At 37.1% G+C, this 13,628-nt stretch carries 7 protein-coding genes; 4 read left to right on the forward strand and 3 right to left on the reverse strand.

Annotated elements, in window-relative coordinates; all coding sequences use genetic code 11:
- The first annotated feature begins 78 nt into the window (after positions 1-78).
- Positions 79-3,801: a phosphoribosylformylglycinamidine synthase gene (gene purL, locus E5D58_RS11005; RefSeq protein WP_136481918.1), complete on the forward strand. Its 3,723-nt coding sequence runs from the start codon at positions 79-81 to the stop codon at positions 3,799-3,801.
- A 243-nt stretch (positions 3,802-4,044) separates the two neighbouring features.
- Here purL and E5D58_RS11010 read toward each other — a convergent pair whose 3' ends face one another.
- From E5D58_RS11010 to pflB, 3 genes are all read right to left on the reverse strand, one after another.
- Entirely contained in the window at positions 4,045-5,313 is a 1,269-nt protein-coding gene (locus E5D58_RS11010; RefSeq protein ID WP_136481919.1) for an L-lactate MFS transporter, read from the reverse strand.
- Between the two features lie 41 nt (positions 5,314-5,354).
- Positions 5,355-6,107 (reverse strand): pyruvate formate-lyase-activating protein, encoded by a 753-nt coding sequence (gene pflA / locus E5D58_RS11015; protein WP_317129283.1) that lies wholly within the window; start codon positions 6,105-6,107, stop codon positions 5,355-5,357.
- A gap of 83 nt (positions 6,108-6,190) precedes the next feature.
- The gene (pflB, locus tag E5D58_RS11020; RefSeq protein WP_136481921.1) at positions 6,191-8,416 is read right to left on the reverse strand and encodes a formate C-acetyltransferase; all 2,226 of its coding nucleotides are present in this window, start codon (positions 8,414-8,416) and stop codon (positions 6,191-6,193) included.
- A 442-nt stretch (positions 8,417-8,858) separates the two neighbouring features.
- Between pflB and E5D58_RS11025 the strand changes: the two genes are divergently transcribed.
- From E5D58_RS11025 to E5D58_RS11035, 3 genes are all read left to right on the forward strand, one after another.
- Positions 8,859-10,631: an AMP-dependent synthetase/ligase gene (locus E5D58_RS11025; RefSeq protein ID WP_136481922.1), complete on the forward strand. Its 1,773-nt coding sequence runs from the start codon at positions 8,859-8,861 to the stop codon at positions 10,629-10,631.
- Between the two features lie 110 nt (positions 10,632-10,741).
- Positions 10,742-11,185: a MarR family winged helix-turn-helix transcriptional regulator gene (locus E5D58_RS11030; protein WP_136481923.1), complete on the forward strand. Its 444-nt coding sequence runs from the start codon at positions 10,742-10,744 to the stop codon at positions 11,183-11,185.
- A 9-nt stretch (positions 11,186-11,194) separates the two neighbouring features.
- Entirely contained in the window at positions 11,195-13,600 is a 2,406-nt protein-coding gene (locus tag E5D58_RS11035) for a 3-hydroxyacyl-CoA dehydrogenase/enoyl-CoA hydratase family protein (RefSeq protein ID WP_136481924.1), read from the forward strand.
- The last annotated feature ends 28 nt before the right edge of the window (positions 13,601-13,628 follow it).

Below are 13,628 nucleotides of genomic sequence, written 5' to 3' on the forward strand. Positions count from 1 at the left end.
TTTCATTAAAAAAGCCATACCAAATAGTTAAAAAAGTGTATTTTTGCGTTTTCTAAATCATACACAAATCCTGATACAATGATTCATTTCTTTGGAAACGTAAATAGCAAAGTTTTTGCTGTTCAGACAACAAAAGAATTATCTACTGAAACCATTTCAAAATTAACCTGGTTATTTAGCAACCAGCCGAAAATAGAACAAGCATCTTTGGATGCTTTTTTTGTTGGGCCACGTGCTGCTATGATTACCCCTTGGAGTACTAATGCTGTAGAAATCACCCAAAACATGGGGATTACAGACATTGTTAGAATCGAAGAGTTTGAGACGGTTACTGAAGGTTTTCAGGAGTTTGACCCCATGATTTCGGAAAAATTTAACGGTTTAGACCAAGAGAGTTTTACCATTGATATTGAACCAGAACCTATTCTAAACATCGATGATATTGCAACTTATAATGCACAGGAAGGGTTGTCATTAAGTGATGAAGAGGTTGCGTATCTAGAAGGTGTTGCAAAGAAAATAGGCAGACCGTTAACCGACTCGGAGGTATTTGGATTCTCTCAGGTGAATTCTGAACACTGTCGCCATAAAATTTTTAACGGCACCTTTATCATTGATGGTGAAGAAAAACCGACCTCTTTATTCAAATTAATTAAGGAAACATCGAAACAACATCCTAACGATATTGTTTCAGCATATAAAGATAATGTGGCATTTATTAAAGGTCCTAAAGTGGAACAATTTGCACCAAAACGTGCTGATGTACCAGATTACTACGCCACCGAAGATTTCGATTCGGTTATTTCACTAAAAGCAGAAACCCACAACTTCCCCACTACGGTTGAGCCTTTTAATGGGGCGGCAACAGGATCAGGAGGTGAAATACGTGATAGGCTAGCAGGAGGTAAAGGATCTATTCCTTTAGCGGGTACTGCTGTTTACATGACCTCATATTCGCGTTTAGAAGAAAACAGACCTTGGGAAAAAGGCGTTAAAGAGCGCGATTGGTTGTACCAAACACCTATGGATATTTTAATAAAAGCCTCTAATGGAGCCTCCGATTTTGGTAATAAATTTGGGCAACCACTAATCTGCGGTTCGGTATTAACCTTTGAGCATGAAGAAGATGCCCGTAAGCTTGGGTTCGATAAGGTGATTATGCAGGCAGGAGGTATAGGTTACGGCAAGCAAGACCAAGCCCTAAAAGACATCCCTAAAGCAGGTGATAAAATAGTAATTCTTGGTGGAGAAAACTACCGCATTGGTATGGGTGGTGCCGCAGTATCGTCGGCAGATACTGGTGAGTTCGCTTCTGGAATTGAGTTAAATGCTGTACAGCGTTCCAATCCTGAAATGCAAAAACGTGCTGCCAATGCCGTTCGTGGTATGGTAGAAAGTGATGAAAATTTCATTGTTTCGATTCATGACCATGGTGCAGGTGGACACCTCAACTGTTTATCTGAACTGGTTGAGGATACTGGAGGAAAAATTGATTTAGATGCCTTACCAGTTGGAGACCCTACCCTATCTGATAAAGAAATTATTGGTAATGAATCTCAGGAACGTATGGGATTGGTCATTTCCAATAAACACATTGAAACGCTTAATAAGATAGCAGACCGAGAGCGTTCGCCAATGTATACCGTGGGCGATGTAACGGGTGATGATCGTTTTACCTTCCAATCTAAAACCAAAGGCAACACGCCAATGGATTTAGCTATGGAAGACATGTTTGGAAGTTCGCCAAAAACAATAATGACCGATCACACCGTTAAACGCAACTATGGGGATGTAGTATATAACTCCAATACGATTTACAGCTACTTAGACCAAGTGTTACAGCTGGAAGCTGTGGCTTGTAAAGATTGGTTAACAAATAAAGTAGACCGTTGTGTTGGTGGTAAAGTCGCTAAACAACAATGTGCCGGTCCGCTACAATTACCTTTAAACAATGTGGGGGTCATGGCCCTTGATTATAAAGGCAAAGAAGGTATTGCAACCTCTATCGGGCACTCGCCTATTTCTGGATTAATTAACCCTGAAGCTGGTAGTAGAAATTCTATTACCGAAGCCTTAACTAACATAATTTGGGCACCGTTAAAAGATGGTCTTAAAAATATATCACTATCAGCTAACTGGATGTGGCCTTGTAAAAACGAAGGTGAAGATGCGCGCCTATACGAAGCCGTAGAAGCTGTATCACAATTCTCAATCGACCTCGGTATTAACGTACCAACAGGAAAGGATTCGCTTTCTATGAAGCAAAAGTATCCTAACGAAGATGTGATATCTCCTGGTACGGTTATTATTTCGGCTGCAGCTAATTGTAACGATATTTCAAAAGTTGTAGAGCCTGTATTTAAAAAGAATGCGGGAAGTATATATTATATAAATATATCGCAAGACGATTTTAAATTAGGAGGAAGTTCTTTTGCTCAAGTTCTAAATAAAATAGGTAATGATGCACCTAATGTAAAAGATGCTGGTTACGTTAAAACGGTATTTAATACCATTCAAGATTTAATAAGAAAGGATCAAATAATTGCAGGACATGATGTCGCATCAGGTGGTTTAATTACAACACTTTTAGAGTTATGTTTTGCCAACACCAATTTAGGAGCTGAGTTAGACCTGTCTGCCTTAGGTGAAACCGACTCGTGCAAAATATTATTTGCAGAAAATGCAGGTATTGTTATTCAAGCAAAAGATGCTTCGATTGAAAAAACTTTAGCTCATGCTAATATTGAGTTCTTCAATATAGGAAACGTTACCGCAAGCGACACCCTAAGCGTGATTAACGGTACGGACGTGTTTACTATGAGCGTTTCAAGACTACGAGATGTTTGGTATAAAACATCTTACTTATTAGACCAAAAGCAAACAGCAAATGGCTTAGCTCAAGATAGATTCGACAATTACAAAAATCAGCCTCTACAATACAAGTTCCCTAAACAGTTTACAGGAAAACTTGCTGACGTCATTGCGAACACAGTGAAGCAATCTGCAGAAAATAATGAGATTACCACATCGCAAGCTCCTCGTAATGACGGAAAGAAGCCTAAAGCAGCGATTCTTCGCGAAAAAGGGTCTAACTCTGAACGTGAAATGGCAAACGCCATGTACCTAGCTGGTTTTGATGTAAAAGATGTACACATGACCGATTTAATTTCTGGTCGCGAAACGTTAGAAGATATTCAATTTTTAGGGGCTGTTGGCGGCTTCTCTAACTCAGATGTTTTAGGGTCTGCAAAAGGTTGGGCAGGTGCCATAAAATACAACGAAAAAGCTAACAAAGCTATTAAGAATTTCTTTGAAAGGGAAGACACCTTATCTGTTGGTATTTGTAATGGATGCCAACTTTGGATGGAATTAGACCTCATCAACCCAGAGCACGAAGTGCACGGAAAGATGCATCATAACGATTCGCATAAACACGAGAGTTCGTTTACATCGGTAAAGATTCAAGAAAATAATTCTGTAATGCTATCCTCTTTAGCAGGAAGTACCTTAGGCGTTTGGATTTCTCATGGTGAAGGTAAATTCAATTTACCTTATACTGAGGAACAATACAATATTGTTGGTAAATACGGTTTTGAAGGCTACCCTCATAACCCGAATGGATCCGATTTTAATACAGCCATGATGACCGATAAATCTGGGCGTCATTTAGTAACCATGCCTCATATTGAACGTTCTATTTTTCAGTGGAACTGGGCCAATTACCCTGATGGTCGCAAAGACGAAGTATCGCCATGGATAGAGGCCTTTGTAAATGCACGCCTTTGGATAGAAAAGTCGTAGTTAAAAAAACACTAAGAAAAAAGCGTTGTTAGGAACGCTTTTTTTCACTCTTACATTACACCGCCTGAAAATATTATTAATAGCGTCATGTCTCTGTGATTTTTAACATGGGGATATGCAAGTAAAAAAACACACTTTCACCACCTAATCTCCTTTGCTGTCATACGGGATATTAAACAAAAAAAAGACACTTTGCACTCTCACTTACAAAGCATCTTTTTTGACTAACCAACCAAGCAAAGTTTAAGCAAATTTTAATTTGCCTTTTTTAATATCATCCATTTTTTTATAGGCTTTTGTCACTTCAATTTTCATAAGAATAGAAACAATTAAAGCAACAACAAATAAGCCTGCAAATACTTTTAACGTTACATCTAATGAACCTGTTGCATTTTTAACCACATCGTATATAGTTGGGCCAACTACGCCAGCTAATCCCCAAGCAGCTAATACCATTCCATGAATGGCTCCTAGTTGTTTGGTTCCAAACAAATCTCCTAAAAATGCTGGTAGTGTAGCAAAGCCACCACCGTACATAGTAATTACGGTAAATAAAACTATTAAGAACCCAACTTCTACCGTAATTTGAGGTAAAAAGTAGAATGCCAATATTTGAAATCCGAAGAAAATGATAAAGGTATTAGCACGTCCTAAATAATCTGAAAGTGTAGACCAGGCCAATCTACCTAAGCCATTAAAAACCCCAATAAAACCAACAATCGCAGCTGCCTGCATAGGGGTATAATTCAATTTTTCTTGCATCATGGGGCTTGCTGCAGAAATAATAGCAATACCACATGAAATATTAATAAACATCATGATCCACATGAAATAAAAACGCTTTGTTTTTAATGATGCATTAGCATCAATATTGGCCATATCTGCCTTTATAGTCTTCCCTTCTCCGGGCTTAAACCCTTCTGGCATATAGCCTTCTGGTGGTCTTTCAATATATCTTGCAGAAGACAATATAAGAATCATGTAAATGGCACCTAACACGTAAAAAGCATTGGCAACACCTACCGAATCAAATAATGATTGCATAACAGGACCAAATATTAGAGCAGCAAAACCAAAGCCCATAATGGCCATTCCTGTTGCTAAACCACGTCTATCTGGGAACCATTTAACCAACGTACTTACTGGTGTTATATATCCTAAACCTAGTCCTATACCACCTATTACGCCATAGCATAAATAAAACAGCCATAAGGACTCCAATTGAACGGCTAGTCCAGAACCTAAAATACCAAGACCATAAAAGATACCTGCTGTGGTACCACTCACTTTTGGTCCTACTTTTTCAACCCAGCGCCCCAAAAAAGCAGCTGAAAGGCCAAGTAATAAAATAGCTATTTTAAAGGCCCACTTAATAACACTACCATCTACATCAAAGACATCTTTAACGGGGTTTGTCATCACAGAATAAGCATAAACAGACCCAATTGAAATGTGTATTCCAACAGCCGAAGCCGCAATAAGCCATCTGTTTTTTAATTTTTGTGTTTTCATAATTAGTATGATTTGGATACTCTGAAGTAGTATCTCTTTAGTTAGTTTATTTTTACCTCTTTGAAATATTGTTGTAAAATTTCAACAGCGGCGTCTATTTCCTCCTTGGTATTTTCTCTGGCATCATTCAACTCATACGTCCATCCTAAGGCCTCCCACTTATGAATTCCTAATTTATGGTATGGCTGCAATTCTATTTTTTCAATGGTTTTATAATCTTTAAAATAGTCTCCCATTTGATGCAACAATTCCGGCTTGTTAGTAATTTCAGGAATGAGTACATAACGTAACCACATTTTCTTTCCTGAAGCTTCTCTATGCTTGGCAAAATCAAAAGTGGTTTCCTTATTTTTTTGACCTGTTATATAGTTATAACCTTCTTCTGTCATGTGTTTGATATCCAACATCACTAAATCTGCATAATCATCCAGTAATTCTTGGGTAAAATGATTTAATAATCTACCGTTGGTATCAATATTAGTGTGAATATTAGCTTCCTTAAGTTTTTTAAAAAACGGTAGTAAAGCCTTAGCTTGTAATAACGGTTCGCCACCAGAAACAGTTACACCTCCTTTTTTACCAAAATAAGGTTTCATTTTAATAGCCATCTCCACCAATTCGTCAACATGGTAACTCTTTCCTCCATGGGTATCAATGGTATCTGGGTTATGGCAATACAGACATTTAAGCTTACATCCTTGCAGAAAAATAACCATCCTTACACCAGGTCCATCATGGGTTCCAAACGACTCAATGGAGTGTACATTTAGTATGTTATCTTGAGTTTTAATAATATTAGGTTTTAGTGTTTAAAATAAGCATCCGAAAAAGTAGCGGTTAAACTCCTTTTTCAGATGCGTTCAAAATATTAATAAAACTACATGGATTCGTGGAAAGAACGTGTAATAACTTCCATTTGCTGTTCTTTTGTAAGTCTAACAAAATTCACAGCGTAACCAGATACACGTATGGTTAATTGTGGATACTCTTCTGGGTGCTCCATAGCATCAAGAAGCATTTCTTTGTCCAACACATTTACATTAAGGTGTTGTGCATTTTTAATGAAATACCCATCAATAATAGTTGCTAAATTTTCAATTCTTTCAACGTCATCAGCACCTAATGATTTTGGCACTATTGAGAAGGTATTAGAAATACCATCTAAAGAATCTTTATAATCAATTTTAGCTACAGAATTTAAAGAAGCTATGGCTCCATTACAATCACGCCCGTGCATTGGATTGGCACCAGGAGCAAAAGGAATACCGCTTTTTCTACCATCTGGCGTTGCCCCAGTTTTCTTACCATAAGACACGTTTGATGTAATCGTTAATACAGACATGGTAGGCTCTGCATTTTTATAAACTGGTAGTTTTTTCAACTCATCATTGAAATCTGCCACTGCTTGCGCTGCTAATTCATCCACACCGTCTTCATCATTACCATAGCAAGGGAACTCTCCTTTAATATCAAAATCTACAGTTAATCCTTCTTCATTTCTAATTGGTGTTACTTGAGCATACTTAATAGCCGAAAGCGAATCTGCTACAATAGATAAACCTGCAATACCATAAGCAATATTAATGCTTGGGTTGGTATCAATTAAAGCCATCTGTGCTTTTTCATAATAGTACTTATCATGCATGTAGTGAATAATGTTCATAGAATCATTATAAACCCTTGCAACTTCCTTCATGGCTATTCTAAAGTTTGCCATAACTTGATCAAAGTCTAACACATCGCCTTTTAGTGGCTCAATACCTTCTACCATTAAAGTACCGGTATTCTCACAACGACCACCGTTAATAGCTAATAATAATGTTTTAGCCAAGTTGGTACGTGCACCAAAGAACTGGATTGATTTACCTAAGCTTTGGTAAGACACACAACAAGCAATACCGTAATCATCAGAACCACGTTGTGCACGCATTAAATTATCATTTTCAAACTGAATAGATGAGGTATCAATCGCTACTTTTGAACAGAATTTTTTGAAATTCTCTGGCAAATCTTTTGACCAAAGAACTGTCATATTAGGTTCTGGTGATGGACCCAAGTTATATAAGGTATTTAAGAAACGGAAAGAGGTTTTAGTAACTTTGGTTCTTCCATCTTCAAACATACCACCAATTGCTTCAGTTACCCAAGTAGGGTCTCCTGCAAATATTTCATCATAAGCGCCCATTCTTAAGTGACGAACCATTCTTAATTTCATCACAAACTGGTCAATATATTCTTGAGCTTCTTCCTCAGTAATTAATCCTTCTTGGATATCATTTTCAATATAGATATCTAGGAATGTAGAGGTATTACCTAATGACATGGCAGCACCATCTTGCTCCTGAACCGCAGCTAAGTAAGCCATGTAGGTCCATTGCACCGCCTCTCTGGCATTTTCTGCAGGACGCTCCAATTCTAAGTCGTATTTAGCACCTAAAGCAATAATTTCTTTTAAAGCCTTTATTTGCTCTGAAACTTCTTCACGTAAACGAATAACAGATTCCGTCATCGGCCCAGTGATTTGCTCTAAATCAGCTTTCTTTTGTTCAATTAAAAAGTCTACTCCATATAGGGCAATACGACGGTAATCACCAATAATTCTACCTCTTGCATAATTATCAGGTAAACCAGTAAGGAATCCTAAAGATCTGAACTTTCTTATTTCTGAAGTGTAAGCATCAAAAACCCCATCATTATGTGTTTTTACATACTTAGAGAATAATTCTGTTAAGGTATCATTTGGCTTAACACCTTGCTCTGACAAGGCTTTTTGAACCACTTTAAAACCTCCAAAAGGTTTCATAGCACGTTTTAATAACTCATCTGTTTGAAGCCCTACAATAACCTCATTATCTTTATCTATATAACCAGCTGAGAATGCACCAACTGTTGAAATGGTTTCAGTATCTACAGAACGTACCCCATTATTTTTTCGTTCCTCTAAAGTGGCTGCTTTACAAACATCCCACAATTTTTGAGTTTTTTCACTTGGACCCACTAAAAACTCATGAGTTCCTAAATAAGGGGTAATGTTATTAATCACAAAATCTCTAACATTGACCTGCTTAGTCCAAATTCCGTCTTTAAATTGTTTTACTTCCATCTTTATCTGGTATTAATATTTTGAAATAATCCGTTATAATTTCTTCACCAAAAGTAAGTACAGAATTAAAAAATAAAGCTGACAAAAGTCAGTAAACCGCTATTATTGAAAAGATTTTTTATTCAGATTTCAACGAAAACGTTTGAGTTATAACCTCCTTATATATAATTATTTATGGTTTAGGTTTTTCTGTTTCAAATAATGCAAACTTTCATACGATTTCTAAGAAATAATACGACAAACAAAAATGGTTTTATGAAAGATTCGTAAAAATATCATCATTATATTAACCCGTGCATCATAATTTCTTTTTATTTTTAGGAATTACTTAACCTACATATAATTTAGGGGTTTTAATTTAATATCTTACTCAAGTTGTTTTACAAGTTTGAAATGGCTATTTATTTTCATATTTTGCAATAACATATTCTATAAAAAACCCATGGCAGCGATAACCAGACTTTTTGATTTTCCTTATTACCAGCTAAATAATCATCCTTTAGAAGCTTGCTTAGTAACTAAATATGATGGCCAATGGAAAAAAACGTCTACTCAAGAATACATTGATAAGGCCAATGCCATTAGCAGAGCGCTTATAAAATTAGGTGTCGAAAAACATGATAAAATTGCTGTTATTTCTTCTACTAACAGAACCGAGTGGAATATTGTCGATATTGGAGTGCTTCAAGTGGGAGCACAAAATATACCAATTTACCCGACTATAAGCGCCGAAGATTATGAGTACATCCTTAATCATAGTGAATCAATTTATTGTTTTGTGTCTGATGAAGAGGTACTTGAAAAAATTAACCAAGTAAAATCAAAGACCAAACTTAAAGCAGTTTATTCTTTTGATAGAATTAAAGGCTGCCAGCACTACTCTGAGCTTCTTGAACTTGGGGCGTCTGGTGAAAACCAAGAGACTGTTGACACTAGAAAAGCGGAAGTAAAGCCTGAAGAATTAGCTACCATTATATATACCTCAGGAACCACAGGTAAACCTAAAGGGGTTATGCTATCCCACAACAATATTGTATCTAATGTTTTGGCCGCAGCAGAAAGATTCCCTCTACCTTATGGAGACCGAGCTTTAAGTTTTTTACCCATTTGCCATATCTTTGAGAGAGTCTTCACCTATTTATATCAATATGGTAGTATAGAAACCTATTTTGCTGAGGCCCTAGATAAAATTGGAGATAACGCAAAAGAAATAAAACCGTCTACTATGACGGTAGTGCCAAGGTTAATAGAGAAGGTCTATGATAAAATAATGGACAAAGGCAATGACCTAACGGGTATAAAAAAGAAATTATTTTTTTGGGCCGTTGAATTAGGTGCACAGTTTCAACCTTACAAGAAAAATGGCTTCTTTTACGAGCTTAAACTATCCATAGCACGAAAACTAATATTTAGCAAATGGCAGGAAGCCTTGGGCGGAAATATAGTTTTTATGGCTTCTGGAAGTGCAGCTTTACAACCAAGACTGGGCAAAATTTTTGGAGCAGCCAATATGCCAATTATGGAGTGCTATGGGCTTACTGAAACCTCGCCTGGGGTATCTGCTAGCGATAGAAGAAACGGTGGCTGGAAAATTGGCCATGTTGGTAGAGTTATTAAAGGGGTTGAAGTTAAGATTGCCGATGACGGCGAAATTTTATGTAAAGGCCCTAACGTAATGATGGGGTATTATAAAGACCCGGAGAAAACAGGTAGTGTTATGAGCGGCGCATATTTTCATACCGGAGACAAAGGAGAAGTTGACAGCGATGGGTTTTTAAAGATTACTGGTCGTAAAAAGGAAATGTTTAAAACCTCTGGCGGAAAGTATATCATTCCTACGTTACTAGAAAACGAATTAAAGCAATCAAGATTTATCGAGCAAGTTATGGTTATTGGCGAGGGTGAAAAAATGCCTGCAGCACTTATTCAGCCTAATTTTGAATTTATAAACGAATGGGTAGAACACAAACATCATAGTATTGATAAAACCTTTGAGGGCATTACCAGTTCTGATATTATTCACAATAGAATACAGGAAGAGATAAACCTATGCAACATGAAATTTGGTAAATGGGAGCAAATTAAGCTTTTCAAACTTACTCCAGAGATTTGGTCCATTGAAGACGGGCACCTCACCCCCACTATGAAAATGAAAAGAAGTGTTATAAAAGAGAAATATAACGATCTTATTGAGAGTATTTATCGTCCTCAATAACCAATAAAATCTTCCACGATTTCATAGCAACATAAACCTTTAAATTTTGTTAAATATATTATGCACGCATAATATATTTTCATATATTTGAAAAAACCAACCTAAAAAATATGAAGGACAAAACCATTGATTATGTTTTAAGGACAACATGGCTTGCAGTTCAAAAAATGTATAATGAGGAAGCCAGCAAGTTTGGGAGCACCATGGCAACGGGCTTTACCTTACTAAGTATAGATCCAGAAAAAGGAACGTCCTCTACAGCATTAGGACCTAAAATGGGTATGGAGGCAACTAGCCTATCAAGAATTTTAAAAACGATGGAAACCAAAGGTCTTATTGAGCGCAAACCGAATCCAGAAGATGGCAGAGGGGTTATTATATGCTTAACCGAATTTGGGAGAGAAAATAGAGACTATTCCAGAGAACGTGTATTAAAGTTTAATGATACCATTAGGGAACACATTTCTGACAACAAACTGAGTCACTTTTATGAAGTTGCCGAAGTTATAAATGAACTTGTGAATAACAAGAAAATATTTAATCAAAACGATTAGTAAATACAGATGAGTAAAAGAAGAATAAAAAAAATTGCCATTATAGGCTCTGGCATTATGGGAAGTGGAATTGCTTGTCATTTTGCTAATATTGGAGTTGATGTATTATTACTCGATATTATACCCAAAGAACCCAATGACAAAGAAAAAACGAGAGGCTTGACTATCGAAGACAAGGCTGTAAGAAACAGAATTGTAAACGATGCATTAACCGCAGCCTTAAAAGGAAAACCTGCACCCTTGTACCACAAAACGTTTGCCAACAGAATAACAACTGGAAATCTAGAAGACGACATTTCAAAAGTAGCTAGCGTCGATTGGATTATGGAAGTGGTAGTAGAACGACTAGATATTAAACAACAAGTATTTGAAAAACTAGAGAAACATAGAACACCAGGAACTTTAATCACTTCTAATACCTCAGGGATTCCAATAAATTTTATGAGTGAGGGGCGTAGCGAAGATTTCCAGAGGCATTTTTGTGGAACTCATTTTTTCAACCCTGCCAGATATTTAAAACTTTTTGAAATTATTCCGGGTCCTAAAACAGATGTTCAAGTCCTTGAGTTCCTAAATAATTATGGCGAGCAGTTTCTTGGAAAGACCTCGGTTGTTGCCAAAGACACGCCCGCTTTTATTGGAAATAGAATTGGAATATTTAGTATTATGAGTCTGTTCCATACTGTTAAGGATATGGGGCTAACCATTGAGGATGTCGATAAATTAACAGGCCCTGTTATTGGCCGACCCAAATCGGCAACTTTTAGAACTGTAGATGTTGTTGGACTCGACACCTTAGTACATGTTGCCAATGGTATTGCCGAAAATTGTAAAAACGACGAGCGCCTTGAACTTTTTAAGCTACCAAGTTTTATCGAGACCATGATTAAAAACAATTGGTTAGGAAGTAAAACGGGGCAAGGTTTCTATAAAAAGCAAGTCGCTAATGGTAAAAAGGAAATTCTTTCTTTAGATTTGAATACTTTAGAATACAGGTCGTCAAGAAAAGCAAAATTTCCCACTCTCGAACTTACAAAACCAATTGATAAAGTTATAGACCGATTTGAAGTGCTTGTTGGAGGTAAGGACAAAGCTGGGGAGTTTTACAGAAAAACCTTTGCAGCTTTATTTGCTTATGTAAGCCATAGAATTCCAGAAATTTCAGATGACCTCTATAAAATAGACGATGCCATGAAATCTGGGTTTGGATGGGAACATGGGCCGTTTCAAATCTGGGATGCAATAGGGCTAAGCAAAGGACTTGATCTCATTAAAGCTGAAAACTTAACGTTAGCTTCATGGGTTTCCGAGATGGTTACTGCTGGGAATGAATCTTTTTACACCGTAAAAACCGGAGCTTCCTATTGTTACAATACTGCTACTAAAAAACAGGAAAAAATTCCTGGACAAGAGGCTTTTATAATCCTTGACAACATTAGAAAATCTAATGAGGTCTATAAAAACTCTGGTGTTGTTATTGAAGACTTGGGTGATGGCATATTAAATTGCGAGTTCCAGTCGAAAATGAACACGATTGGTGGTGACGTTTTAGCTGGCTTAAATAAAGCTATTGATTTAGCAGAACAAAATTATGAGGGGTTGGTAATAGGAAATCAAGGCGCCAATTTCTCAGTTGGCGCCAATATTGGTATGATTTTCATGATGGCAGTCGAACAGGAATACGACGAGCTTAATGCAGCGATTAAATATTTTCAAGACACCATGATGCGTATGCGCTATTCAAGCATTCCAACCGTTTCAGCACCACATGGTATGTCTTTGGGAGGAGCTTGCGAACTCTCCATGCATGTGGATAAAGTAGTGGCCGCAGCCGAAACTTATATGGGGTTGGTTGAGTTTGGAGTTGGTGTTATTCCAGGTGGTGCAGGGTCTAAAGAAATGGCATTAAGAGCATCCGATTCGTTTAGAAAAGGCGATGTACAACTAAACGTACTTCAAGAATACTTCTTAACCGTAGGCATGGCCAAAGTATCAACCTCTGGCTACGAAGCTTTCGATTTAGGTTTGCTTCAAAAAGGGAAAGACACCATTGTTATTAATAAAGACCGCCAAATCGCAACCGCCAAATCGCATGCCAAGTTAATGGCCGAAGCAGGCTATACCATGCCCATTAAAAGAAAAGATGTTAAAGTTTTGGGCAAACAAGCCCTAGGTATGTTTTTAGTTGGTACAGATTCTATGGAAGCCGCAAACTATATTAGTGAGCACGACCATAAAATTGCTAATAAACTTGCGTATGTTATGGCTGGGGGCGATCTCTCAGAGCCTACCTTAGTTACGGAACAGTATTTACTGGACCTTGAACGCGAAGCTTTTTTAAGTCTTTGTACCGAACGAAAAACATTAGAGCGTATTCAACACATGCTTAAAACAGGAAAACCGTTACGAAACTAAAATTACCAAGCGAATCGTAAAAGCAAAA

Origin of the sequence: Cognatitamlana onchidii, from assembly GCF_004804355.1 — a bacterium.
Classification (GTDB): domain Bacteria; phylum Bacteroidota; class Bacteroidia; order Flavobacteriales; family Flavobacteriaceae; genus Cognatitamlana; species Cognatitamlana onchidii.

Excerpts from the sequence above, each read along its gene's own strand:
- E5D58_RS11010 (WP_136481919.1), bottom strand. The coding sequence starts at position 5,313 with ATGAAAACACAAAAATTAAAAAACAGATGGCTTATTGCGGCTTCGGCT.
- E5D58_RS11030 (WP_136481923.1), top strand. The coding sequence starts at position 10,742 with ATGAAGGACAAAACCATTGATTATGTTTTAAGGACAACATGGCTTGCA.
- E5D58_RS11025 (WP_136481922.1), top strand. The coding sequence starts at position 8,859 with ATGGCAGCGATAACCAGACTTTTTGATTTTCCTTATTACCAGCTAAAT.
- pflB (WP_136481921.1), bottom strand. The coding sequence starts at position 8,416 with ATGGAAGTAAAACAATTTAAAGACGGAATTTGGACTAAGCAGGTCAAT.
- purL (WP_136481918.1), top strand. The coding sequence starts at position 79 with ATGATTCATTTCTTTGGAAACGTAAATAGCAAAGTTTTTGCTGTTCAG.
- E5D58_RS11035 (WP_136481924.1), top strand. The coding sequence starts at position 11,195 with ATGAGTAAAAGAAGAATAAAAAAAATTGCCATTATAGGCTCTGGCATT.